Source organism: Enterobacter sp. Ag1, assembly GCA_000277545.1.
Lineage (GTDB): Bacteria > Pseudomonadota > Gammaproteobacteria > Enterobacterales > Enterobacteriaceae > Cedecea.
This window is the reverse complement of record AKXM01000055.1, coordinates 226,637-253,205: the sequence shown is the minus strand read 5'-3', so window position 1 is coordinate 253,205 and position 26,569 is coordinate 226,637. Positions and strand designations below refer to the sequence as shown.

General features: G+C 54.1%; 19 protein-coding genes. 8 read left to right on the top strand and 11 right to left on the bottom strand.

All coding sequences use genetic code 11. The annotated features are described in order from the left end of the window. The first annotated feature begins 26 nt into the window (after window positions 1–26). Both pflB and pflA read left to right on the top strand, forming a co-directional pair. Entirely contained in the window at window positions 27–2,309 is a 2,283-nt protein-coding gene (gene pflB / locus A936_RS20445; RefSeq protein ID WP_008461167.1) for a formate C-acetyltransferase, read from the top strand. A 194-nt stretch (window positions 2,310–2,503) separates the two neighbouring features. Beyond that, window positions 2,504–3,244 (top strand): pyruvate formate lyase 1-activating protein, encoded by a 741-nt coding sequence (pflA, locus tag A936_RS20440; protein WP_008461164.1) that lies wholly within the window; start codon window positions 2,504–2,506, stop codon window positions 3,242–3,244. Window positions 3,245–3,376: 132 nt separating this feature from the next. On the opposite strand, the gene A936_RS20435 is transcribed toward pflA, so the two are convergent. The 9 genes from A936_RS20435 to lrp form a co-directional block, all read right to left on the bottom strand. Continuing rightward, window positions 3,377–4,525: an MFS transporter gene (locus A936_RS20435; RefSeq protein ID WP_008461162.1), complete on the bottom strand. Its 1,149-nt coding sequence runs from the start codon at window positions 4,523–4,525 to the stop codon at window positions 3,377–3,379. A gap of 296 nt (window positions 4,526–4,821) precedes the next feature. Further along, window positions 4,822–5,682 carry a dimethyl sulfoxide reductase anchor subunit family protein gene (locus A936_RS20430; RefSeq protein ID WP_008461160.1) on the bottom strand — a complete coding sequence of 287 codons (861 nt, stop codon included), beginning with the start codon at window positions 5,680–5,682 and terminating at the stop codon, window positions 4,822–4,824. Window position 5,683: 1 nt separating this feature from the next. After that, window positions 5,684–6,301, bottom strand: coding sequence for a DMSO/selenate family reductase complex B subunit (locus A936_RS20425; RefSeq protein ID WP_008461158.1), 618 nt, complete (start codon window positions 6,299–6,301; stop codon window positions 5,684–5,686). Window positions 6,302–6,311: 10 nt separating this feature from the next. Then, window positions 6,312–8,753 carry a dimethylsulfoxide reductase subunit A gene (gene dmsA, locus A936_RS20420; RefSeq protein ID WP_008461156.1) on the bottom strand — a complete coding sequence of 814 codons (2,442 nt, stop codon included), beginning with the start codon at window positions 8,751–8,753 and terminating at the stop codon, window positions 6,312–6,314. Window positions 8,754–9,098: 345 nt separating this feature from the next. Next, the gene (serS, locus tag A936_RS20415; protein WP_008461154.1) at window positions 9,099–10,391 is read right to left on the bottom strand and encodes a serine--tRNA ligase; all 1,293 of its coding nucleotides are present in this window, start codon (window positions 10,389–10,391) and stop codon (window positions 9,099–9,101) included. Window positions 10,392–10,485: 94 nt separating this feature from the next. Then, window positions 10,486–11,829, bottom strand: a complete 1,344-nt coding sequence (locus A936_RS20410) for a replication-associated recombination protein A (protein WP_008461151.1) — start codon at window positions 11,827–11,829, stop codon at window positions 10,486–10,488. A gap of 8 nt (window positions 11,830–11,837) precedes the next feature. Beyond that, window positions 11,838–12,449: an outer membrane lipoprotein periplasmic chaperone LolA gene (lolA, locus tag A936_RS20405; RefSeq protein ID WP_008461149.1), complete on the bottom strand. Its 612-nt coding sequence runs from the start codon at window positions 12,447–12,449 to the stop codon at window positions 11,838–11,840. A 176-nt stretch (window positions 12,450–12,625) separates the two neighbouring features. Then, window positions 12,626–16,339 (bottom strand): DNA translocase FtsK 4TM domain-containing protein, encoded by a 3,714-nt coding sequence (locus A936_RS20400; protein WP_008461146.1) that lies wholly within the window; start codon window positions 16,337–16,339, stop codon window positions 12,626–12,628. Between the two features lie 121 nt (window positions 16,340–16,460). Further along, window positions 16,461–16,955, bottom strand: coding sequence for a leucine-responsive transcriptional regulator Lrp (gene lrp / locus A936_RS20395; protein ID WP_000228469.1), 495 nt, complete (start codon window positions 16,953–16,955; stop codon window positions 16,461–16,463). Between the two features lie 492 nt (window positions 16,956–17,447). On the opposite strand from lrp, the gene trxB reads away from it, so the two are divergent. From trxB to infA, 5 genes are all read left to right on the top strand, one after another. Further along, window positions 17,448–18,416, top strand: a complete 969-nt coding sequence (trxB, locus tag A936_RS20390; protein ID WP_008461113.1) for a thioredoxin-disulfide reductase — start codon at window positions 17,448–17,450, stop codon at window positions 18,414–18,416. A 113-nt stretch (window positions 18,417–18,529) separates the two neighbouring features. Then, window positions 18,530–20,296, top strand: a complete 1,767-nt coding sequence (gene cydD, locus A936_RS20385; RefSeq protein ID WP_008461111.1) for a heme ABC transporter permease/ATP-binding protein CydD — start codon at window positions 18,530–18,532, stop codon at window positions 20,294–20,296. Beyond that, window positions 20,296–22,017 carry a heme ABC transporter ATP-binding protein/permease CydC gene (gene cydC / locus A936_RS20380; RefSeq protein ID WP_008461110.1) on the top strand — a complete coding sequence of 574 codons (1,722 nt, stop codon included), beginning with the start codon at window positions 20,296–20,298 and terminating at the stop codon, window positions 22,015–22,017. Before cydD ends, cydC begins: the two co-directional genes overlap by 1 nt. Window positions 22,018–22,078: 61 nt before the next feature. Beyond that, entirely contained in the window at window positions 22,079–22,780 is a 702-nt protein-coding gene (gene aat / locus A936_RS20375) for a leucyl/phenylalanyl-tRNA--protein transferase (RefSeq protein WP_008461108.1), read from the top strand. A 278-nt stretch (window positions 22,781–23,058) separates the two neighbouring features. Then, window positions 23,059–23,277 (top strand): translation initiation factor IF-1, encoded by a 219-nt coding sequence (gene infA / locus A936_RS20370; protein WP_002211347.1) that lies wholly within the window; start codon window positions 23,059–23,061, stop codon window positions 23,275–23,277. 97 nt (window positions 23,278–23,374) lie between these two features. On the opposite strand, the gene clpA is transcribed toward infA, so the two are convergent. Both clpA and clpS read right to left on the bottom strand, forming a co-directional pair. Then, window positions 23,375–25,648 (bottom strand): ATP-dependent Clp protease ATP-binding subunit ClpA, encoded by a 2,274-nt coding sequence (gene clpA, locus A936_RS20365; protein ID WP_008461105.1) that lies wholly within the window; start codon window positions 25,646–25,648, stop codon window positions 23,375–23,377. 27 nt (window positions 25,649–25,675) lie between these two features. Then, a complete protein-coding gene (gene clpS, locus A936_RS20360; protein ID WP_008461103.1) occupies window positions 25,676–25,996 on the bottom strand; it encodes an ATP-dependent Clp protease adapter ClpS in 321 nt (106 codons plus the stop codon). Window positions 25,997–26,319: 323 nt separating this feature from the next. Between clpS and cspD the strand changes: the two genes are divergently transcribed. Further along, window positions 26,320–26,541 carry a cold shock-like protein CspD gene (gene cspD / locus A936_RS20355; RefSeq protein WP_008461102.1) on the top strand — a complete coding sequence of 74 codons (222 nt, stop codon included), beginning with the start codon at window positions 26,320–26,322 and terminating at the stop codon, window positions 26,539–26,541. Window positions 26,542–26,569 lie beyond the last annotated feature (28 nt).

The window sequence follows — 26,569 nt, the reverse complement described above, 5'->3', positions numbered from 1 at the left end:
AACTCCACATTAAAGGTAGGTGTTACATGTCCGAGCAAAATGAAAAGTTAGCCACAGCCTGGGAAGGTTTTGCTAAAGGCGACTGGCAGAATGAAGTTAACGTCCGTGACTTTATTCAGAAAAACTACACCCCGTACGAGGGTGACGAGTCCTTCCTGGCAGGTGCTACCGACGCAACTACCAAACTGTGGGACAGCGTGATGGAAGGCATCAAACTGGAAAACAGCACTCACGCGCCAGTTGACTTCGATACCGACCTCGCGTCTACCATCACCGCTCACGATGCGGGCTACATCAACAAGTCCCTCGAAACTATCGTGGGTCTGCAGACCGATGCTCCTCTGAAACGCGCCATCATTCCTTTCGGCGGCATCAAAATGGTCGAAGGTTCTTGCAAAGTATACGGTCGCGAACTCGACCCAATGCTGAAAAAGATCTTCACCGAATACCGCAAAACCCACAACCAGGGCGTGTTTGACGTTTACACCAAAGACATCCTGAACTGTCGTAAATCCGGTGTTATTACCGGTCTGCCAGATGCCTATGGCCGTGGCCGTATCATCGGTGACTACCGTCGCGTTGCGCTGTACGGTATCGACTACCTGATGAAAGACAAGTTCGCTCAGTTCAACTCACTGCAAACCAAACTGGAAAACGGTGAAGATCTGGAAGCGACTATCCGTCTGCGTGAAGAAATCTCCGAACAGCACCGCGCGCTGGGTCAGATCAAAGAGATGGCCGCCAAATATGGCTACGACATCTCCGGTCCTGCTACCAACGCTCAGGAAGCTATTCAGTGGACTTACTTCGGCTACCTGGCTGCGGTTAAATCTCAGAACGGCGCTGCAATGTCCTTCGGTCGCGTATCCACCTTCCTGGATGCTTACATCGAGCGCGACATCAAAGCAGGTAAAATCAACGAGCAAGACGCTCAGGAAATGATTGACCACCTGGTCATGAAACTGCGTATGGTTCGCTTCCTGCGTACCCCTGAATATGATGAGCTGTTCTCCGGCGACCCAATCTGGGCAACCGAATCTATCGGCGGTATGGGCGTTGATGGCCGTACTCTGGTGACCAAAAACAGCTTCCGCTTCCTGAACACCCTGTACACCATGGGGCCGTCTCCGGAGCCAAACATCACCATTCTGTGGTCTGAAAAACTGCCACTGAACTTCAAAAAATACGCGGCTAAAGTCTCCATCGATACCTCTTCTCTGCAGTACGAGAATGACGATCTGATGCGCCCTGACTTCAACAACGATGACTACGCTATCGCATGCTGCGTAAGCCCGATGATCGTTGGTAAGCAAATGCAGTTCTTCGGGGCTCGTGCAAACCTGGCGAAAACCATGCTGTACGCTATCAACGGCGGCGTTGATGAAAAACTGAAAATGCAGGTTGGTCCTAAAGAAGCCCCCATCACTGCCGACGTTCTGGACTACGACAATGTGTTGGATCGTCTGGATCACTTCATGGACTGGCTGGCTAAACAGTACGTTACCGCGCTGAACATCATTCACTACATGCATGATAAATACAGCTACGAAGCGTCTCTGATGGCTCTGCACGACCGTGACGTTGTTCGCACCATGGCTTGTGGTATCGCTGGCCTGTCCGTTGCGGCTGACTCCCTGTCTGCAATCAAATACGCGAAAGTGAAACCTATCCGCGACGAAGACGGTCTGGCTATCGACTTCGAAATCGAAGGTGAATATCCACAGTTCGGTAACAACGATCCTCGCGTAGATGACATCGCCGTTGACCTGGTAGAACGTTTCATGAAGAAAATTCAGAAACTGACCACCTACCGTGGCGCTATCGCGACCCAGTCTGTTCTGACCATCACCTCTAACGTGGTTTATGGTAAGAAAACCGGTAACACCCCAGACGGTCGTCGTGCAGGTACTCCGTTCGGTCCAGGCGCTAACCCAATGCATGGTCGTGACCAGAAAGGTGCCGTTGCCTCTCTGACTTCCGTCGCTAAACTGCCGTTTGCCTACGCGAAAGATGGTATCTCTTATACCTTCTCCATCGTGCCAAACGCGCTGGGTAAAGACGATGACGTGCGTAAAACCAACCTTGCAGGTCTGATGGATGGTTACTTCCACCACGAAGCAAACATCGAAGGTGGTCAGCACCTGAACGTCAACGTAATGAACCGTGAAATGCTGCTGGATGCGATGGAAAACCCTGAGAAATATCCTCAGCTGACCATTCGCGTATCCGGTTATGCCGTTCGTTTCAACTCGCTGACTAAAGAGCAGCAGCAGGACGTTATTACCCGTACCTTCACTCAGTCCATCTAATTCCTTGTCAGACTGAAGAAGCGTACTATATAAAGGCTCCACTCCCGTGGGGCCTTTTTACTCACCTCCCTACCCTCAGCCTGCTTTGCCAGCTATCTATACTCTGGGTATCTGTCAAAACAGACTTAACACAGCCGGCTTGAGCTGTGCACGACACAGGCCCTGGACGGGCCACATCTGGAGAGATCACCGCAATGTCAGCAATCGGACGAATTCACTCTTTTGAATCCTGCGGTACCGTGGACGGCCCCGGTATCCGTTTTATCACCTTCTTTCAGGGCTGCCTGATGCGCTGCCTTTACTGCCACAACCGCGACACCTGGGACACCCACGGTGGCAAAGAAGTGACGGTAGAAGAGCTGATGAAAGAAGTTGTTACCTATCGCCACTTCATGAATGCCTCGGGCGGCGGCGTTACCGCATCCGGTGGCGAAGCTATTCTGCAGGCCGAGTTCGTACGTGACTGGTTCCGCGCCTGCCGTAAAGAAGGGATTCATACCTGCCTGGACACAAACGGCTTTGTTCGCCGCTACGATCCGGTGATTGATGAGCTGCTGGAAGTCACCGACCTGGTAATGCTCGATCTCAAGCAGATGAACGACGAAATCCACCAAAACCTGGTGGGCGTGTCAAACCACCGCACGCTTGAATTTGCGCAATATCTGTCGAAAAAAGACATTAAAGTGTGGATCCGCTACGTTGTTGTACCGGGCTGGTCTGACGATGACGACTCTGCACATCGACTCGGGGAATTTACCCGCGATATGGGCAACGTTGAAAAAATCGAGCTGCTGCCATACCACGAGCTGGGCAAACACAAGTGGGTGGCGATGGGCGAAGAATACAAGCTGGATGGCGTGCACCCGCCGAAGAAGGAAACGATGGAGCGGGTGAAAGGTATTCTGGAGCAGTACGGCCATAAAGTGATGTACTGATTCGAACCGTGCTCCCCTCTGTGGGAGCACGTATATTTTTTCTTTCGGCTCGCTCACTTCTCAGCAGGGCCTCACATAGCTCAACCAGCCACAAACGCCCATGAGATCGGGTCTATAGACGCGGCAAGCTGATTAAGCGTGAGCCACCGGGGTTGGATGATGGCCCGCCTTACGCAGCAGCATCATCAGGTAAACAAATGACACTGCGGCCATCATGATAAACAGCACGTTATCAGAGTAGTTTTGCATCAGCAGCGCAGTCACTGTCGGCCCAATTAAGCTCCCGATGGTGTAGCTCAGCAACAGCGCCTGATTCATCGCCACCAACTGATGACGCTCAATCCTTTCGCAAGCCCAGGCCATCGCCACCGGGTAGAGCGTGAAACCAAAAGCCCCCAGAACGAATAGCGCAGGCCCCATGGCGGCGTTGCTGAGCATCGCCAGACAGCCGAGAATCACCACAAACACCTGCACACGCAGCACCAGCAGACGGCCATATTTGTCCGCCAGACGCCCCATAGGCCACTGACCAACAATACCCGCGCTGATCATCAGCGCCATCCAGAAACCAATACCGGAGTCACTCACGCCCTGATGGTTCAAATACAACGGCATCAGACCATACAGAGAGCCGAGTACGATACCTGACATAATGCAGCCGTTCACGCCCAGTCGAGCCTGGCGCAGACGCAGCATCGGCCAGACCGGCGTGTTATCCCGATGCTCATCCCCATCGCTCACGATATGGGTAAACAGCAATGGTAGAATAGCGGCCAGCACCAGCGCGGTAGCCCAGGGCAGAACGTTCATCAGCTCTGTAGAAAGCTTGCTGACCATCAGTTGGCCGACCACCATCCCGATGTAGTAAACGGTCATATAAGCCGCCAGCAGACGGCCACGGTTGCGGGAAGTCCCGCTGCACATCAGGGCGCTTTCAACCACAACCCAAATCATGGCGCAGCCCACGCCGGCCACAAAGCGCCAGACCATCCAGCTCCAGAAACCAACCATCAGCCCGAGGCCAATACAGCCCACGGCAAAGATAATGGAGGCAAGATAGTAGCTGCGGTTAAACCCGTGGCGCTTAATCACCCATCCGGTAATCAATGTCCCGACCAGGTTGCCGGTAAAGTAGGCGGAGCCCACCATCCCGACCTGCCAGGTAGGAAGATTATCGTGAGCCAGCCAAAGCGGGACGAGCGTGTTTAAAACCGCCATCGCCAGAGTCAGCAGCAAAAGCCCGCAAAGCAGGAGCAATACGGGACGGGTATAGGTGGTCATGGGTATCAAACCGTGAGGAAATCAGGAAATTTGTGCGCATCATGCCACCGGTAAATTGATTGTCAATCCAGCAATAATGGGGGGTATGGAGGGTTTGAGCGGGTACGATTTGAAAAACTTATCCTGCTAATAAGTGACCGGAGTCACGTAAATTGTATCTCGCTGTTTTTGATGCGATATAGCGGGAAGCAGGTCAAAATGAGCAATCAAAAATTTCATGGATATTCAGGTGAAATTTTCTTATGCGAGAAGATGAAAAAGCGCGCCCTCAGACGCGCTTATAACTCGATGAAATGTTAGCTCGCTATCGCCATACCAACCGTCATATGCAGCCCGTAGAAAACGCCGCGACCGATAAGTTCACCTGCAATCATCAAGACCATCGCCAACGTCAGCAGACCGACGCCAGGCCGAGAGCCTTTCAGCTGCGGTACAATCCAGCCGACCAGAGCAATCACCAGCAGAACCATCCGCCCGGCCATCAGCGAACCGTACTCCGGCACCAGCGCAGATGCCTGTTGAATAGAGTTATGCAGCGTAGCCAGTTCCATCCCCTGCATCAGCACAACAACCATGCTAACCAGCAAAGCAAGCAGTGAGACGACAGGCAATATACGCATCCCCCAACCGCTAACCCCGGCTGCAGAAAGCAGCAAATAGCCCAGCAGTGGACCACCGATAAACATCGTCAGGAAGAAGCTCAGCGGCGTCCAGACGCTAAACCAGGTCGGAACTGTGTCAATCAGGTAAACCCGACTCATCATCCAGACAAATACCACGCCCAGAATCATGGTGATTACGACCCAGACTTTGCTGAGTGCCTGAGGCATTTTTCCGAGCACGGTCAAAAGCCACCAGAAACCACCCACCGCAAAGAATACCGATCCGCTGGCAATTTCATTGCTCAGCGCTGAACTGCCGAGGCGATTCAGGGAGTTGAACGCTCGCAGCGGCGAACCGAGATGCAGAATTGAGGCAATAAAGCCGATGCCCATCAGGATCCATAGCACCACCATCAGCAATTCGGCGCGCTTGCGAACCGCCTTGTCCTTCACGCCATACAATAGCGCCAATGCCATAACGATAAACCCGCCCGCAACGCACTGGCCTAACACCGTAAAGACCATCAGCGGCCATTCATGCCATCCGTTTCCCATCTCACACCTCCTTCGGGTTGGCCAGATAACCGCTGGTATCCCCACTTGGGCGGCTGTTGGCGTTAGGTTTAATCACGATATTTGGTTTTGTGAAGTGCGATGCAGGCAGCGGCGCAATGGCGGCCTGAGTCCCGTACTTTTTGCGTAATTCGTCGACAGGTGCTAAATCCAGCGCTCGCAACGGGCAGGATTCCACACAAATCGGCTTTTTCCCCTCGGCAACGCGCTCATAACAGCCGTCACACTTGGTCATGTGGCCTTTCTCTTCGTTGTACTGCGGCGCACCGTACGGACACGCCATATGGCAGTAGCGGCAGCCGATACAAACCTCTTCGTTCACCACCACAAACCCATCTTCGCGCTTGTGCATGGCACCGCTAGGGCAGACCTTAGTACAGGCCGGATCTTCACAGTGGTTACAGGAAATAGAGAGGTAATAAGCAAATACATCCTGATGGAAAACACCGTTGTCTTCCTGCCAGTTACCGCCCGCATATTCATAAATGCGGCGATAGCTAACTTCCGGACTCAGGTTCTTAAAATCCTTGCACGCCAGTTCGCAGGTTTTGCAGCCGGTGCAGCGACTGGAGTCGATATAAAAGCCATATTGGGTTGTCATTTACTGCTCCTTACGCCTTTTCAACCTGGACCAGGTTACTGTGGGATGGATTGCCTTTTGCCAGCGGTGACGGGCGCTGGGTGGTCAGCACATTGATGCTGCCCCCGCGGTCGACTTTATTGGCATCGGGGCTATACCAGGCGCCTTCCCCTAAGGCGACAACGCCAGGAATGATGCGTGGCGTCACTTTGGCGCTAATGCAGACTTCCCCGCGGTCGTTAAAAATACGGACTTCATCACCATTGGCGATGCCGCGCTGTTTTGCATCAAGCGGGTTGATCCACATCTCCTGGCGACAGGCAGCCTTCAGCACGTCAACGTTGCCATAGGTCGAGTGCGTCCGCGCTTTGTAATGGAAGCCGGTCAGCTGCAGCGGCCATTTCTCCGCCAGCGGATCGCCAACGTTCTCAAAACCAGCGCTATAAACCGGCAGCGGGTCGATGACATCCCCTTCCGGCAGTTCCCAGGTGGCGGCAATATCCGCAAGCTGAGCGGAATAGATCTCAATTTTCCCTGACGGCGTCGTTAATGGGTTGGCATGGGGATCTTCACGGAAGGCTTTGTAGGCGACGTGATGCCCTTCCGGGTCACGCTTTTTAAACATCCCCAATTGGCGGAACTCATCAAAGCTCGGCAGCTCAGGGATCGCTGCCTGAGATTGAGCATACAGGTGACGCATCCAGCCTTCCTGCGTCCGTCCTTCCGTGAAACGCTGCTCCACACCCATACGCTTCGCCAGTTCGGTCGTCATTTCATAGATGGTTTTGCATTCAAAACGCGGCTTGATGGCCTGTTCAGCAAAAATCACATAAGACATGTTGCCGCAGGAAGCATCGAGGCAGAAATCCATCTGCTCAGAGGCCGTGCAATCCGGCAGAAGAATATCGGCGTATTTCGCAGAGGACGTCATATGGTTGTCGATTACCACGATCATTTCGCATTTTTTATCATCCTGCAGAATGTCGTGCGTGCGGTTGATCTGAGAATGCTGGTTAATCAGGCAATTCCCGGCATAGTTCCAGACCATTTTAATCGGTACATCCAGTTTCTCTTTACCACGCACGCCGTCGCGGGTGGCTGTCATCTCCGCGCCGCGTTCGATGGCATCGGTCCACATAAACATGGAAATACTGGTTTGAACCGGGTTTTCCAGCGTAGGCATTCGCACAAAAGGCAGGCTATAAGAGCCTTCACGCGCCCCGCTGTTGCCCCCGTGAATACCGACGTTACCGGTCAGGATAGAAAGCATGGCGATTGCGCGGGAAACCAGCTCGCCGTTGGAGTGACGCTGCGGCCCCCACCCCTGGCTGATAAAGGCCGGTTTAGCACTGCCAATTTCCCGGGCAAGTTTGATAATACGATCGGTCGGAATACCGGTTATCTGCGAAGCCCATTCAGGCGTCTTGGCAATGCCGTCAGCTCCCTGACCGAGGATATAAGCTTTGTAGTGGCCATTGCGCGGCGCACCGGCCGGGAGCGTTTTTTCATCATAGCCCACGCAGTATTTGTCCAGAAAGGCCTGATCTACGAGGTTTTCGTCAATCATGACCCACGCCAGTGCGGAAATCAGCGCCGCATCGGTGCCAGGGCGAATAGGGATCCACTCGTCTTCTCGGCCCGCGCCGGTGTCGGTGTAACGCGGGTCAATAATGATCATTCGGGCATTGGACTTTTGGCGAGCCTGTTCGAGGTAATAAGTTACCCCGCCACCGCTCATCCTCGTTTCGCCCGGATTATTGCCGAACAGCACCACCAGCTTGCTGTTTTCAATATCGGATGGGCTGTTGCCGTCCGCCCAGCCGCCGTAGGTATAATTCAGACCGGCGGCAATCTGTGCGGTGGAATAGTCCCCGTAATGATTGAGGTAGCCCCCGCAGCAATTCATCAGGCGAGCAATCAGCGTGGAACCCGGCGGCCAGGAACGCGTCATGGTTCCACCCAGCGTACCGGTACCGTAGTTCAGATAAATAGCTTCGTTACCATGCTCTTTAATGATGCTCTGCATGCTGTGGGCAATGGTATCAAACGCTTCATCCCAGCTAATGCGCTCGAACTTCCCTTCGCCACGCGCGCCAACGCGTTTCATCGGGTATTTCAGGCGGTCAGCATTATAGACCCGTCGGCGCATAGAGCGACCACGCAGGCAGGCCCGAACCTGGTGTAAACCTTCATAATCGTCATCGCCGGTGTTATCGGTTTCGACATATTTAATTTCGCCATCCACCACATGCATACGCAACGGGCAGCGGCTGCCACAGTTCACCGTACAGGCGCTCCAGACCACTTTTCCACTGCTACCGGGATTAACGGTTTGAGCGGCAAAAGCGAGCCGGGAGAAGGGGAGTGAGAAGGCGCTAGTTGCAGCAGCTAAACCACCGATTGCCGTGGTTTGGACCAGCTTACGACGGCTGACCTCTGCCGCGAGGATCGCGTTAGGGGTTTTATCAGTCATAGTGACCTACTTGTTTTGCTCACAGTTGAAATAAACCGACAGCGGTCACGCGGGTTGAGAGCCCACATTCCGTTGCGCAGCTAAAGGGTGAAAGGGGTGTCCGGTATATTTTTATTGAAGGATTGACCTGGCCGCGTCACGCCTTGTGAAGCACGGCCGTCAAATGATGATTAGATGTAAGTTTTAATTGAACAATCATCACCCGCTTCCGGTGAGCAATAATACTTCTTTGGGAGTAGGGGTTATTGTCTGGTATCAAGAAAGGCGGTGTTGACGTAAAACCTCGGAATTAGGGTATAAAAAAAGCGCCCTTAGGCGCTTTTTCAATGCATCACAAACGGCGGATTACCCGATGTATTCCAGGCCATTCATGTAAGGACGCAGCACTTCTGGTACCTGAATGCGGCCATCAGCCTGCTGGTAGTTTTCCAGGACGGCGACCAGAGTACGGCCAACTGCCAGACCAGAACCGTTCAGGGTGTGAACCAGGCGAGTCTTCTTGTCTGCTTTACTGCGGCAGCGAGCCTGCAGGCGGCGAGCCTGGAAGTCCCAGCAGTTGGAGCAGGAAGAGATCTCACGGTACGTATCCTGTGCCGGCAGCCAGACTTCCAGATCGTAAGTTTTGCGCGCACCGAAACCGATATCACCGCTGCAAAGCAGCACTTTACGGTATGGCAGCCCCAGCAGTTGCAGAACCTTCTCCGCATGCCCGGTCATCTCTTCCAGCGCATCCATAGAGTCTTCAGGGCGAACGATCTGCACCATCTCAACTTTGTCGAACTGGTGCATACGAATCAGCCCGCGAGTATCACGGCCATAGGATCCCGCTTCAGAGCGGAAGCACGGTGTGTGCGCAGTCAGCTTCAGCGGCAGGGAATCTTCGTCGATGATCTCGTCGCGAACCAGGTTGGTCAGCGGCACTTCTGCGGTAGGGATCAGCGCATAGTTGCTGCTGTCCGCTTCTTCTTCCAGCGGACGAGTATGGAACAGGTCACCGCCAAATTTAGGCAACTGGCCCGTACCGTACAGCGTGTCCTGGTTAACCAGATACGGAACATAGTTTTCCATGTAACCGTGCTGCTCGGTGTGCAGATCCAGCATAAACTGGCTCAGCGCACGGTGCATACGCGCCACCTGCCCCTGCATTACTACAAAGCGGGAACCGGTAAGTTTAACCGCCGCAGCGAAGTCCAGGCCTTTTGCCATTTCGCCCAAGGTGACGTGATCGCGCACTTCGAAATCAAATTTACGCGGCTCGCCCCAGCGGCTGACTTCGACGTTTTCGCTGTCGTCTTTACCCAATGGCACGCAGTCATCAGGAATGTTTGGCAATGTCAGCGAGATATCGCGAATTTCTGCCAGCAGAGAATCAAGCTCGTTTTTCGCTGCATCCAGCTCTTCACCCAGCTGGTTAACCTGCAGGCGCAGCGGCTCAATGTCTTCTCCGCGCGCTTTCGCCTGGCCGATGGATTTCGATCGCGAGTTACGTTCAGCCTGCAGATTTTCCGTTTTGACCTGCAGTACTTTACGACGCTCTTCCAGAGAGCGCAGCGTGTCTACATCCAGCTTAAAGCCCCGGCGTGCCAGTTTTTCAGCGACTGCGTCTGGCTCTGTACGCAGCAGATTGGGATCGAGCATGCTTATCCTGTGCTTATCGAATTGAATTTATAGGAGTGCGGCCACAGCCTGCGACCGCTTTGATAGTCTTGCTAACCTTACCGCAACGCCTGCATTAGCGGTAGCGTTTTGTGGGGCTTTTCTGATCCTGCTCGGTCAGCCAGGCTAGCTTTTCGCCAATCTTCCCTTCCAGACCTCTGTTGGTCGGCCGATAGTAGCGAGTTTGCGCCATTTCAGGTGGGAAATAGTCTTCCCCGGCGGCATAGGCATTGGGCTCGTCATGGGCGTAACGGTATTCCTGGCCATAGCCCATTTCTTTCATTAATTTCGTTGGGGCGTTACGCAGATGGACGGGCACGTCATAATCGGGGCGTTCGCGCGCATCCGCCATTGCAGCTTTGAACGCGGTATAAACGGCGTTGCTTTTCGGGGCGCAGGCCAGATAAACAATCGCCTGAGCAATAGCCCTCTCCCCTTCCGCTGGCCCTACGCGGGTGAAGCAATCCCAGGCGGCAATGGCCACCTGCATACCTCTGGGATCCGCGTTACCAACGTCTTCAGAGGCAATCGCCAGTAAGCGCCGCGCAACGTAGAGCGGATCGCCACCTGCGCTAATAATACGCGCGTACCAGTAAAGAGCGGCATCCGGGGCAGAACCGCGAATTGATTTATGTACCGCTGAAATCAGATCGTAAAAACGATCGCCTTTATTATCGAAACGCGCACTGCGTTCACCAGCAATCTCCGTTAGCAATTGGGTTTGCAAAATCCGGTTGCCGCTGGCGTCAATTTCAGCCATATCCGCCATCATTTCGAGCGTATTTAACGCCCGGCGCGCATCGCCGTTTACCAGCTCGGCAATGGCTTTACGCGTTTCGTCCGGCAGGATGATATTTTGCCCGCCGTAGCCCCTGGCTTTATCGTTCATCGCCTGATCGAGCACCAGCTCAATATCCGCCACGGTCAGTGATTTCAGTAGATACACGCGGGCACGGGAAAGCAGCGCCGAGTTGAGCTCAAAAGAAGGGTTTTCGGTTGTCGCACCAATAAAAGTAATGGTGCCGTCTTCGATATGCGGCAGGAAGGCATCCTGCTGGCTTTTGTTGAAGCGGTGAACTTCGTCGACAAAAAGAATGGTGCGGCGCCCGGCATTGCGGTTCTGCCGCGCACGTTCGATGGCCTCACGAATATCTTTCACGCCTGAGGTTACCGCAGAAATACGTTCAACATCCGCGCTGGCATAGCGAGCAATCACTTCGGCGAGGGTTGTTTTACCGGTGCCCGGCGGCCCCCAAAGAATCATGGAATGCAGATGACCTGCTTCAATGGCTCGGGGCAGCGGTTTTCCATCAGCCAGCAGATGCTGCTGGCCGATGTACTGCGCCAGATTTTCTGGCCGCATACGCGCGGCCAGCGGCTGGAAGGTATTCTCTGAAAAATCGAGCGACAGATTGCTCACTCAAGCCTCTACTTACGTTGGTCGTCCACCGTGACGCCTTTTGGCGGGGTGAACGTAAACTTACCGGCATCCACTGCGCCGTTTTGCTGAGCCTTCAAAGTATAGCTGCTGCGCTGGTCATCCTGCTCTACGGCGCTGAACTGATGGATAGTGCCGTCTCGGCCGACGTTGATGGTGAATTGCTTCAGGTTACCAGAGCTGCTTTTTGGCGTCAGCACAAAGTCATCGCCGTTCTGCTTAATGTTGTATTGCTTCCAGTCGCTGGACTGGTTGCGGGCAATCAGCATAAACGGCGTATTGCTGGTGGCGTCTTTTAGCCAGGTAGCCGTAACCTGCTCAACGAACGGGTTGTAGAACCACAGGGTTTTACCGTCGGAAACGAGGATGCTTTCATCGGGCTGAGTCATGTGCCAGTTGAACAGGTTTGGGCGCTTAACCCACAGATCCCCCTGGCCTTCCTGCACGGCAGCGCCGCTACCATCGGTGACTTTCTGGGTGAAGCTGGCGTGGAAGCTGCCAACTTTATCAAGGCGACCTTGCAAATCCCCGGCTGCGTCAGCCCAGGCTCCGGTTGCGGTCAGGCCGGCTAGCAGCGCACAGGTAATTACGATTTTTTTCATTATGTTCCCTCTGGATTCATTGACCACCTGACGATGGCACTTCTGCTGCTCACTCTAGTGAAGTCTTCGGCTACCGCAACAGAAGAATAAGCTGATTTTCCGGTAATTTACCCATCTTTGCAAAAAGAGCCGCAGGCGCGGCTCTTTTTTGCTCAATGGACTAGCGCTCGGCCGGATTACTCAAACTGAGGTGGCGCAAGAACCTCTCGGTTACCGTTATGCCCCTGTGGGCTCACGATCCCCTGCGCTTCCATCTGCTCCACGATTCTCGCGGCTCGGTTGTAGCCGATACGGAACTGGCGCTGCACGCCGGAGATGGATGCTTTGCGTTTCTCTACCACGAAAGCGACAGCCTGATCGAACAGCGGATCCAGCTCTTCGTCACCGTCCATCCCGCCGCCACCGCCGTCAGCGCTGCCTTCATCATCGGTAATGCCGGTGATGTACTGCGGACGGCCACGTGCTTTCCAGTCCTGCACCACCGCATGCACTTCTTCATCACGCACAAAGGCACCGTGCACACGAATCGGCGTCGTGGAGTTTGGCGCGGAATAAAGCATATCCCCCATGCCGAGAAGTGATTCAGCGCCGCCCTGATCCAGGATTGTGCGTGAGTCAATTTTGCTCGACACCGTAAACGCGATACGGGTTGGGATGTTAGCTTTAATCAGGCCGGTAATGACGTCAACCGATGGACGCTGGGTTGCAAGAACAAGGTGAATACCTGCGGCGCGCGCTTTCTGTGCGAGGCGGGCGATCAGCTCTTCTACTTTTTTGCCTACCGTCATCATCAGGTCGGCAAATTCATCCACCAGCACCACGATATACGGCAGTTTCTCCAGCATCGGGTGGCTCACTTCCATGCTGTCACCAGGTTTCCAGAACGGGTCAGGGATTGGGCGCCCCATGCGCTCAGCTTCCAGCACGCGTTCGTTGTAGCCCGCAAGGTTTCGCACGCCCAGCGCGGACATCAGCTTGTAGCGGCGCTCCATCTCGTTCACGCTCCAGCGCAGCGCATTCGCGGCGTCTTTCATATCCGTAACCACTTCGGTCAACAGATGTGGAATGCCTTCATACACCGACAGCTCAAGCATTTTCGGGTCGATCATAATGAAGCGAACATCTTCCGGCGTTGCTTTATACAACATGCTGATGATCATGGCGTTTACGCCAACCGACTTACCGGACCCCGTTGTACCGGCTACCAGCAAGTGAGGCATTTTCGCCAGGTCTGCAACGACAGGCTCACCGCCGATATCTTTACCCAGAACCACGGTCAACGGAGAGCCGTTGTCGCGGAATTTAGCGCAGTCGAGCACTTCACGCAGATAAACGGTCTGGCGCTTTTTGTTAGGCAACTCAAGGCCTACGTAAGGTTTACCCGGAATAACCTCAACCACACGCACGGCGACGGTGGAGAGCGAACGCGCCAGGTCGCGGGAAAGGTTAGAGATGCGGGCAGCCTTCACACCCGGAGCCAAATCCAGCTCGAAGCGGGTAATGACTGGGCCAGGGGAATAATCCACTACATCCGCTTTAATGCGGTAATCCGCCAGACGCGCTTCAACCAGGCGCGCCATCTGCTCCATTGCAAAGGTATCTACCGGTTCAACCTCAGTTGGAGGAGAAGTCAGTAGATCCAACGACGGCAGCGGCGTGGTCGGTTTCTGAAGCGGGCGGTCGTCACCGTTGCGCATCAAGAACGGGTGGATCAGGCTCTCTTTTGGCTCTGGCGCAGCAGGCTGATGCTGAGCCGCCTGAGCATATTGAGAAGGCTGTGCAGCGGGTTGAATGTGCTGAACTGGCTGCGGGGCCGGTTCAAAGCTCGGGGTAAACAGCGGCTCGCTCGGCGTATCATCCACCAGTTCCTTCAACGATGACTGGAAATCAAAGTCGTCAAGAGAGAACGGCGCATTATTCTGCTGTGGCTGCTCGCTATAGCGCTGTTGCTGCTGTGCAGCAAACTGACGCGCAAGTTCTGCCTCTTCCGCCTCGGCCTGCTGTTCTTCAGACCAGCTTTCGTCTTCGTACTCTTCGCCATAGCGCTGCTGTTGCTGGGCTGCAAACTGGCGGGCCAGTTCGTGCTGCTGCAGCGCATCGCCTTCATCGCCGTAATCGTCTTCAGACTGCTGGTTCTCGGCGAGTCTCGCCTGCTCTTCTGCCATTCGCTGGGAAGGCAGTTTTATGCCATAGGACGCCAGTTCACGACGAGTCGGAACGCGTACCCGGTTTGGACGTGGCAGTTGAGGGCCAATACCTTCTTTTACCTGAGGACGTGGCGCATCGCTGGCGATACTGAACACGGGTGAAAATGCTGCCGCTGCAGCCCCAGTTTTTACTGCCTGCTGAATGCCAGATGCAGTCTGCGTTATATCCGGCACTGGCATTTCTGGTGACAATAACGGCGTGGAAGCGGGCGCAGATGTCGGTATCAAAGGTTGAACCGGTTCCGGGCTAGCGGGTTTTACTGGCGCATAGCTGTAAGGATCAGGCTTTGGCTCATTGACTGGTTGATACCACGCCGCAAGCTGTTCGCGTTCCCGGGCTCGCTTCTCTTCCACTTCTTCAAAGTGGTACATCGGCGGGCGAACGTATTTCACCTCTTCTACCGGCTCAGGCACGGACAGTGGTTCAACGGCTGGCTGAGCCACTGGCACAACGGGTTCAGACCAGCTTTGATACGTCTCAGGCACAACCTGCTGTTGTATGCTTGCCGGGTGCGGCGACGTGTAATGATCCGGGGCAGGCGCAATAACCGGTTCTGGCGTGACCGTTGTCGGTGCCGGTTCCCAGGCAATCGCTGGGGCAGCAAGCTCAGCGTCAACGGCAGGTGCCGGTGTTGATACTGGAGGCATTGAAGCAACCGGCGGTACCGGTGCAGCCCACGACTGGTGAACGGTTGTTGCCGCGGCAGCCGCTGCAATAGGCTCAACGGCAGAGTGTCCACTGAACAGCGGATCGTATTCCTGATCTTCTGGCAAAGTCGCTTTATGCCCGGAGAACAGCACATCGTTCGGATCCGCTTCTACACCACGAGCGCTGAACAACACATCGTCTTCAGCGTCATCCATACGCTTGCCGGAGAACAACGCCGCATCCGTTTTGCGACCATTAGGATTAGCAAACTTCTGCGACAAGCGCTGCTTACGCGCAAGCGCCCCGCGTAAAATACGCGCCCGGCGAGATTCGCGTTTCTCAGCAGAAACCTGCGGCGCTTCGTCTTCGTCATGCTCTTCTTCGTATTCGTCCTCATCCTGCCAGGTGTTATCCCGGCGGGTGCGGTTGCTGGCAAAAGTCAGCACGGTCAGCACCGCGCTGCCAAGTTTCTCAGCAATACTGACCCAGGACCAGCCGGTGAACAGCGTCAGACCAGCAGCCCAAACGCAAAGCAGCGCAATTGTGCCGCCGCTGCTGTTCAACAGCGGCATCATAGCGGTGCTAAGCAAGCTACCCAGCACGCCGCCCGAAGCGAAGTACCAAATATCGTCCGCATTGATGGCCGCCAGGCCACAAGAGGTCAGCACCATCGCAAGTACGCCGATCAGGCGCAGCGAAACGGCAAAATAATCGATGAATTCTTCACTGTCACGCTGGCGCCAGGTGAACCAGCAGCCCCCGATGATAATCACCGGAATGGTGTATGCCATCACGCCAAAAATGAAGAACAGCGTATCAGCAAACCACGCTCCCGGCGCACCACCCAGATTATGGATGGGCTCATGCCACGCGGTTTGCGACCAGCTGGGGTCTGAGGGGTTAAAACTTAGCAAGGCTGCCATCAAATAGATGGCGAATAAGGCAACAAGGATCAGCAACGCCTCGAGTAAACGGCGCCCGCTGCTCAGTTTCCGCAATGTTACTTCTTTATCTTCGGTATATTCCTGGCTCAAGAAAGGCTCTCCAGGTCCTTAAACTCAATGGAGACAACAGCACCGGCGGCCTGCCGGAGCTGTTGCTGTATGGATTCCCAGGAGTGTAACCAAAATACGCCAATTTTGCACCTGGCCCGTATTAACGGGTCTTAATGACCAAACGGTTACTCTGTTTGACCTCTTCCATGACAACATAAGTACGGGTGTCGTTCACGCCCGGCAGACGCAGCAGGGTCTCACCTAAGAGTTTACGATACGCCGACATATCCGGCACGCGTGTTTTCAACAGGTAGTCGAAATCACCGGATACGAGATGACACTCTTGAATTTCTTCAAGTTTCTGCACTGCGGCGTTAAATTGCTCAAACACATCCGGGGCGCCACGATTCAGAGTAATCTCAACAAATACCAGCAGCGAGGCATCCAGATAATGCGGGTTTAACAGCGCCGTATAGCCCTGAATAAAACCCTGACGTTCCAGACGACGAACGCGCTCAAGGCACGGCGTCGGCGAAAGCCCAACACGCTTTGAAAGCTCAACGTTAGAAATGCGCCCATCCTTTTGCAATTCGTTGAGAATATTGCGATCGATACGGTCGAGATCTTTGCCCGGGCGCTTCTTGCTATCTACCATTATTATTGTCTCTCTCTATTCCTTCCTTCACCTGCCATAACCCTGGTGACGTCAATGTTCAGGGTGTACGTGAGAAGACCGATGCCTTGCGGCTGCTATCGACATCACGCATAGCGTCTGTCCACGTCATGCGTAAATTTCAATAACTCGGTAAATTTGCATCAGGTTTGCGCGAGAGCACGCGGCTTCCACATCACCAAATGTTTTTCTTCCTCGAATGTTTTCGCAAATGCTTAGGGGATTGTCAAAGCAAAACATCTATTTTTAGTGGAACGTGCCAGATATTCCTTTTGGCTGATGATTATTCATCATTTTCGCACCGTGATTACCGTGCTATTACAATGATTATTTATGCACATGACGGCGATATTCATTGGGCTTATAGGCAGCATCAATGACACACATCGTTAACAACATTGCTGCACTCTTTTTTTACTGCAACGAATTCCCTACAATCACCCCCATTGTCTGTAAACGTTCAATGAGGATCTCATGGGCACAGCTAAACACAGTAAGCTGCTTATTCTTGGCTCCGGCCCTGCGGGCTATACCGCAGCGGTCTACGCTGCACGCGCCAACTTAAAACCGGTTTTGATTACCGGGATGGAAAAAGGCGGTCAGCTGACCACCACAACCGAAGTCGAAAACTGGCCTGGCGATCCTAACGACCTGACCGGTCCGTTACTGATGGAACGTATGCACGAGCATGCGGCTAAGTTCGAAACTGAAATTCTGTTCGACCACATCACCAGCGTCGATCTGCAGAACCGTCCTTTCCGCCTGGTGGGCGACAGCGGCGAATACACCTGTGACGCGCTGATCATCGCGACCGGCGCATCTGCACGCTATCTTGGCCTGCCTTCCGAAGAAGCCTTCAAAGGCCGCGGCGTTTCTGCCTGCGCCACCTGTGACGGTTTCTTCTACCGCAACCAGAAAGTCGCGGTTATCGGCGGCGGGAATACCGCAGTTGAAGAAGCGCTTTATCTGGCAAACATCGCTTCAGAAGTGCATTTGATCCACCGTCGCGACAGCTTCCGCGCGGAGAAGATCCTGATTAACCGTCTGATGGATAAAGTGCAGAATGGCAACATTGTGCTGCACACCCATCGTACGCTGGAAGAAGTCACAGGCGATCAAATGGGCGTCAGCGGCCTTCGCCTGCGCGACACGCAAAACACCGATGTTACCGAAGAACTGGAAGTTGCAGGGCTGTTCGTGGCTATCGGTCATAGCCCGAACACCGCCATCTTCAACGACCAGTTGGAGCTGGAAAACGGCTACATTAAAGTGCAGTCCGGTATTCACGGCAACGCTACCCAGACCAGTATTCCAGGCGTATTTGCCGCAGGCGATGTGATGGATCATATTTATCGTCAGGCCATCACTTCTGCCGGAACCGGCTGCATGGCCGCTCTGGACGCCGAGCGCTATCTCGACGGCCTGGCCGAACAGTGTAAATAATCTAAAGATGTTAAAAAAGGCGGCCTTGCTGGTCGCCTTTCTTGTTTCTGCCATGTAACATTGCCTGTCAAAATTGCCTGAGAATTCCTTCTTCTACCAGAATCTGGCACGCGATGAATAAAACCCGTCAGCAAGAACTTAGCCTCTGGCTAAAACAGCAAAGTCTTATCTCTCGCCGTTGGCTCGGCTTGTCACGTCTGCTCGGTTTGGTCAGTGGTTTACTGATTGTGGCCCAGGCCTGGCTGCTCGCCCGCATTCTCCAGCACATGATCATGGAAAATATTCCGCGTGAAGCACTGCTCATGCCGTTTATTTTGCTGGTTCTGGTATTTGTGCTGCGCGCGTGGATCGTGTGGCTGCGCGAAAAGGTCGGATTCCACGCCGGATTGCACATTCGCCAGGAAATTCGCCGCCAGGTACTCGACAGATTACATCAGGCAGGCCCAGCCTGGATTCAGGGCAAACCAGTGGGGAGCTGGGCTACGCTGGTTCTTGAACAAATAGAAGACATGCACGACTACTACGCGCGCTACCTGCCGCAGATGTCGCTGGCGGTCATGGTGCCTTTGCTGATTATTATTGCCATTTTCCCGATCAACTGGGCAGCCGCACTCATTTTGCTGGGCACCGCGCCGCTTATCCCTATTTTCATGGCGCTGGTAGGCATGGGCGCAGCCGATGCGAACCGCCGTAATTTCCAGGCACTGGCAAGGCTCAGCGGACACTTCCTCGATCGTCTTCGCGGGATGGAAACACTTCGTGTATTTAACCGTGGCGCGGCGGAAACTGAAAATATTCGCGCGGCAAGCCAGGACTTTCGTCAGCGCACCATGGAAGTGCTGCGTATGGCCTTTCTTTCTTCCGGCGTGCTGGAGTTTTTCGCCTCGTTATCTATCGCCGTGGTGGCCGTCTATTTCGGCTTCTCTTACCTTGGCGAGCTGAATTTCGGCCATTATGGTGCTGGAGTCACTTTATTCGCTGGCTTCCTGGCGCTCATTCTTGCCCCTGAATTCTTCCAGCCGCTGCGTGATATGGGCACCTTCTATCACGCCAGGGCTCAGGCCGTAGGCGCGGCAGAGACCCTGAAGACCTTCCTCGACGCACCGCTGCAACACCCTGAGCAGGGAACCGTGCAGCTTTCGGGCAACGGAACTTTCACTCTTGAAGCCCGAGAGATGACAATTCTGTCCGCAGAGGGGAAAGTGCTGGCCGGGCCGCTGAATTTTATGCTTCCTGCCGGGCAACGCGTGGCGCTGGTGGGCCAAAGCGGTGCGGGCAAAAGCTCCCTGCTGAATGTCCTCTCCGGCTTCCTGCCCTATCAGGGGCAGTTGCTGGTCAATGGCGTCGAGCTGGCACAGCTTTCACCTGAATGGTGGCGCACACAGCTTAGTTGGGTGGGGCAAAATCCGCAGCTACCGGCGGCTACCCTACGTGACAACGTACTTCTTGGGATGCCAGAAGCGGACGGCACTCGTTTGCAGGCAGCTCTGGATAAAGCCTCGGTAACAGAGTTTCTGTCGCAGCTGCCAGAAGGTATCGACACCCCAATCGGCGATCAGTCTACCCGTTTATCCGTGGGTCAGGCACAGCGAGTGGCCGTAGCCAGAGCCTTACTCTCCCCTTGCGGTGTTTTATTGCTGGATGAGCCTGCCGCGAGCCTGGATGCCCACAGCGAACAGCGTGTAATGGAAGCGCTCACGGAAGCGTCCCAGAAACAAACCACACTGATGGTGACTCACCAACTGGACTACATCAGCAGTTGGGATCAAATTTGGGTGATGCGGAACGGGCTGATTGTTCAGCAGGGAAACTTCGAACAGCTTTCCGTTGAAGAAGGCCCCTTTGCTCTATTACTGGCCAGTCGCCAGGAGGAGATCTAATGCGCGCATTGCTGCCTTATCTGGCGCTTTATCGCCGCCACAAATGGTTACTGTCTTTAGGCGTTGTTCTGGCGATTATCACGCTGCTTGCCAGCATTGGTCTGTTAACGCTCTCCGGCTGGTTCCTTTCTGCCTCGGCCGTAGTGGGCGTTGCAGGACTCTACAGCTTTAACTACATGCTGCCTGCCGCAGGCGTTCGCGGGGCGGCTATCACCCGCACAGCGGGTCGCTATTTTGAGCGTCTGGTCAGCCACGATGCTACCTTCCGCGTCCTGCAGCATTTACGCGTGTCAACCTTTAGCAAGCTGCTGCCCCTCTCCCCTGCCGGGCTGGCGCGCTTTCGCCAGGGAGAATTGCTCAATCGCGTGGTGGCAGACGTCGATACGCTCGATCACCTTTATTTACGGGTTATCTCCCCGCTCGTCGGCGCTTTTGTCGTTATCCTGGTGGTGACTTTTGGCCTGAGTTTCCTTGATGTTTCCCTTGCCTTAACGCTTGGCGGAATTTTACTCGCGACTCTGCTCCTTCTGCCGCCACTGTTCTACCGCGCCGGGCAGCCAACCGGGGAAGCGCTAACCGTTCAACGCGGTAACTATCGCCAGCAGCTCACCTCCTGGCTGCAAAGCCACGCGGAATTAACCATTTTCGGCGCTGCAAACCGCGCGCGCGAACAGTTAGATGCCACGGAAAACAGCTGGCAGGAAGCGCAACGTCGCCAGGCCGGGTTAACTGCCCTGTCGCAGGCTGTCATGCTGCTTATCAGTGGTATTGCCGTACTGACGATGCTGTGGATGGCATCCGCAGGCGTAGGCGAAAGCCAATCTCCCGGCGCGCTGATTGCCCTGTTCGTCTTTTGTGCCCTGGCGGCATTTGAAGCGATGGCCCCGGTTACCGGCGCCTTTCAGCATCTTGGCCAGGTCATTGCCTCCGCGCTGCGCGTGACGCAAATCACCAGCCAGACACCTGAAGTTATTTTTCCTGAAGCAACGCAGCCCGAGCAACGGCGGGCAACTCTGGACATTCGTGAGCTGAGTTTTACTTATCCAGGCCAGAGTCAGTCTGCACTGAAAGACATTTCACTGTCCGTCAGCGCCGGGCAGAGAATAGCGATCCTCGGTAAAACCGGCTGCGGTAAATCCACTTTACTGCAATTACTGACCCGCGCATGGGATGCTCAGCAGGGCGAAATTCAACTTAACGGCATCACCCTTAGCGCTTTTGATGAAGTCACTCTGCGCAAAGCAACGAGCGTTGTCCCTCAGCGCGTACACCTGTTTAGCGCCACGCTTCGCGATAACCTTTTACTGGCATCTCCAGAGGCCAGCGATGCCCAACTCAGCACCGCTCTGACTCAGGTAGGACTTGAAAAACTGCTTGAAGACGGCGGGCTTAATAGCTGGCTTGGCGAAGGTGGTCGTCAGCTTTCCGGCGGGGAGCTTCGTCGCCTTGCGATTGCCAGGGCAATATTGCATAACGCCCCTCTTATGCTGCTGGATGAACCTACCGAAGGCCTGGATGCAGAAACAGAGCGCCAAATCCTTGATTTGTTGGCTGAAGTCACCAGAGATAAAACGGTGCTGATGGTCACTCACCGCCTGCGCGGTTTGAACGCTTTTGACAGCATAATTGTGATGGACAACGGGCAAATAATTGAGCAAGGTAATCACGCTGAATTAATGGCGTCCGGCGGACGTTATTATCAATTTCGCCAGCGCCTGTAGGCGTTCTGAATAGACTATTATCAATTTATTATTGCTCTATTGCTCTGGAGTATTGGTCGTCATGCGCCTGGTACAGCTGTCTCGTGACTCGATTGCCTTTCCTTCGCCGGAAGGCGCGTTGCGTGAACCTAATGGGTTATTGGCGCTTGGCGGCGACCTGACCCCCGCACGCCTGCTGATGGCCTATCAGCGAGGTATCTTTCCGTGGTTTTCTCCCGGCGATCCTATTTTGTGGTGGTCGCCCGATCCCCGCGCCATTCTTTACCCGGCGCAGTTTCATCTTAGCCGCAGCATGAAGCGCTTTCATCGCACTTCGCCTTATACCGTCACGCTCAACCACGCTTTTGAGCGCGTACTCTATGGCTGCGCCAGCGACCGAAATGAAGGCACATGGATCACCGCAGACATTGTAGAAGCTTATTTGCGCCTGCATGAATTAGGCCATGCCCACTCCGTTGAAGTATGGGAAGGAAAAGAGCTGGTAGGCGGCATGTACGGCGTGGCACAGGGAGCATTATTTTGCGGCGAATCTATGTTTAGCCGCCGGGTGAATGCCTCCAAAACGGCGCTGCTGGTTTTCTGTCAGCACTTTATTCGCCATGGCGGTAAATTGATCGACTGCCAGGTATTAAATGAGCATACGGCTTCGCTGGGCGTGATTGAAATTCCTCGTAGAGAGTATCTCCAGGCATTAGCGGAACTTCGCCTCCAGCACTTGGGCTCTCATTGCTGGGTTCCGCAGATGCTGAGCAATAATGTTTAACAACACATTTTATGTGAGGGTGTTATAATTAGCGCCGCTAAGTGGCTTTTGCCTGCTACCCCGCCGTTGTCTGGGATTTATTGTTTAAGGGAATACCCTCTCATTTATCTCCTTGCGTTCTTCGTCGCAGACGTTGCCATGCGGCAAGCTGCTAACCGGCGGGTAATAAGCAAAATGCACTTTCACTGGTGATTTCACCAACAATTCTTTACATGATAAGCGAACTTCGGCATTATCTTGCCGGTTCAAACTACGGTAGTGATACCCCAGAGGATTAGATGGCCAAAGAAGACAATATTGAAATGCAGGGTACCGTACTTGATACGTTACCTAACACCATGTTCCGCGTTGAGCTGGAAAACGGGCACGTGGTTACCGCTCATATCTCCGGTAAAATGCGCAAAAACTACATCCGCATTCTGACGGGCGACAAAGTCACCGTTGAGCTGACCCCGTACGACCTGAGCAAAGGCCGCATTGTCTTCCGTAGCCGTTGATAGTTTTTATTCCGCGGCCTGAGATGGGCGGCGTTAAGTGTTCGTTGTAATAGAAAGGCCGGGCAATGCCCGGCCTTTTTTACATCCTCAGCCAGCGCTAGTGCGCGGCCTCCGGCTTGTGCTTCTGCGCACTCGCAAAGTTGAAGGTCAACTGCTGCTGGTCTTTATCCAGCGCAACTGTGACCTGCCCACCGTCAACAAGGGTGCCGAACAGCAGTTCGTTGGCCAGCGGTTTTTTCAGGTTGTCCTGGATAACACGCGCCATTGGGCGAGCGCCCATCGCGCGGTCATAGCCCTTATCTGCCAACCAGTCACGCGCTTCCTGACTCACTTCCAGCGAAACGCCTTTCTGATCCAGCTGCACCTGAAGCTCGACAATAAACTTATCCACCACCTGATGAATCACCTCGGTAGAGAGGTGGTTGAACCAGATAATGTTGTCGAGACGGTTACGGAACTCCGGCGTAAAGATCTTTTTGATCTCTTCCATCGCATCGGTGCTGTTGTCCTGGCGGATAAGCCCGATAGATTTACGTTCGGTTTCCCGCACCCCGGCGTTGGTGGTCATCACCAGAATCACGTTGCGGAAGTCCGCCTTGCGTCCGTTGTTATCGGTCAGCGTACCGTTGTCCATTACCTGCAGAAGCAGGTTAAAGACATCCGGGTGCGCTTTTTCGATTTCATCGAGCAGCAGAACCGCATGCGGATGCTTAATCACCGCGTCCGTCAGCAGCCCGCCCTGATCGAAACCAACATAGCCTGGAGGGGCACCAATCAGGCGGCTCACGGTATGGCGTTCCATATACTCGGACATATCAAAGCGCAGCAGCTCAATGCCCAGCGACTTCGCCAGCTGCACGGTGACTTCCGTCTTACCAACCCCGGTAGGGCCAGCAAATAAGAACGAACCGACAGGTTTATGATCCTGACCCAAACCGGCACGACTCATCTTGATCGCTTCGGTCAGCGCTTCAATCGCTTTATCCTGGCCAAACACCAGCATTTTCAGGCGATCGCCCAGGCTTTTCAGCGTATCACGATCGCTCGCGGAAACGCTTTTTTCAGGGATGCGAGCAATGCGAGCGACCACGGTTTCGATGTCCGCCACGTTAACGGTTTTCTTACGCTTGCTGACCGGCATCAGGCGGCTGCGTGCACCCGCCTCATCAATGACGTCGATAGCCTTATCCGGCAGATGCCTGTCATTGATGTATTTCACCGCCAGCTCAACCGCCGCGCGAATCGCCTTCGCGGTATAGCGAACGTCGTGGTGCGCTTCGTATTTCGGTTTCAGCCCGTTGATGATCTGCACCGTTTCTTCAACGCTTGGCTCAGTAATATCGATCTTCTGGAAGCGGCGCGCCAGGGCACGATCTTTTTCGAAGATGTTGCTGAACTCCTGATAAGTCGTTGAGCCAATCACCCGAATTTTACCGCCGGAGAGCAGCGGTTTAATCAGGTTAGCGGCGTCGACCTGGCCACCGGAAGCGGCACCCGCACCAATAATGGTGTGGATTTCATCGATAAACAGGATGCTGTTTTGATCCTGCTCGAGCTGTTTCAGCAGCGCTTTAAAACGTTTTTCAAAATCGCCGCGGTATTTGGTACCGGCCAGCAGAGAACCGATATCCAGCGAGTAGATGGTGCAGTCGGCCATCACTTCCGGCACATCGCCCTGCACAATTCGCCACGCCAGCCCTTCGGCAATAGCCGTTTTACCCACGCCAGATTCACCGACCAGCAGCGGGTTATTTTTACGGCGACGGCACAGAACCTGGATAGCACGCTCCAGCTCTTTATCGCGGCCAATCAGCGGATCGATCCCGCCCACGCGCGCAAGCTGATTAAGATTGGTGGTGAAGTTTTCCATACGTTCCTCCCCGCCTGCTTGCTCTTCGTTGACCGGATTTTCAGAACCCGATGACTGATTCGGTTCGTCTTTGCGCGTGCCGTGAGAGATAAAGTTCACCACGTCGAGGCGGCTTACTTCATGTTTACGCAGCAGGTAGGCTGCCTGGGATTCCTGTTCGCTGAAAATGGCAACCAGCACGTTGGCGCCGGTCACTTCACTGCGCCCGGAGGACTGCACATGGAACACCGCTCGCTGCAGCACACGCTGGAAGCTTAGCGTCGGCTGCGTGTCGCGCTCTTCAACGTTGGGTGGCAGGACCGGCGTAGTTTGTTCGATGAAGGCTTCGAGCTCCTGCCGCAGCGCCACCATATCCACAGAACACGCTTCCAGCGCTTCGCGGGCAGATGGGTTACTGAGCAATGCCAGTAACAGATGCTCGACGGTCATAAACTCATGTCGGTGCTCGCGCGCTCTGGCGAAAGCCATGTTTAAACTGAGTTCCAGTTCTTGATTGAGCATAGGCACCTCCCCAAATTATCGGCCTTGTCAGGCCTTTTCTAGCGTACACAGCAACGGGTACTCGTTCTCCCTTGCATACTGGTTCACTAACGCCACTTTGGTTTCCGCTACTTCTGCAGTAAAGATGCCACAGATAGCTTTACCCTGATAGTGAACCGTGAGCATCAACTGCGTGGCACGTTCAACATCATAAGAAAAGAACTTTTGCAGTACGTCAATAACAAATTCCATTGGCGTGTAGTCATCGTTCATCAGTATAACTTTATACATGGAGGGCGGTTTTAGCGTTTCGCGCAGTTTATCCGCCGCCATTTGGTCAAAGTCCAACCAGTCGTTCGTCTTACCCATTGCGATTTATCATCGTTTGTTGAAGCCCAACATACTGTCAGGCAAGGCCTTATATTGAGTGTAATACGCTTTTCGCAAACGTATGACAACGTATTCGATCCCGTAACGAATCTCCGTAAGCGAGCTACATCACATTAATAGCAATAGCGTTAACTGCTTCAAATTTTTGACTCATTGTTGCCTTACCTGCCCCGCCAGACGCTTGACGCAGTGTATAAAATATCTACATTGTAGCGGGGTGAGTTGGCGAGGTTTTGAACAGCCCGCCCTTACCCACCGGTTGATTCCATCTCACTATTAAGAGTTACGAAGGATGTCGAAGCATGGAGACGGGTACTGTTAAATGGTTCAATAACGCCAAAGGGTTCGGTTTCATCTGCCCGGAAGGCGGCGGCGAAGACATCTTCGCTCACTACTCAACCATTCAAATGGACGGGTACAGAACGTTAAAAGCCGGACAGCTTGTCAGGTTTGATGTGCATCAGGGACCTAAAGGCAACCATGCCAGCCTGATCGTTCCCCACGAGGCGGAAGCGGTCGCGTAGTTCCCCATTAATTGTGTACATCCCGCAA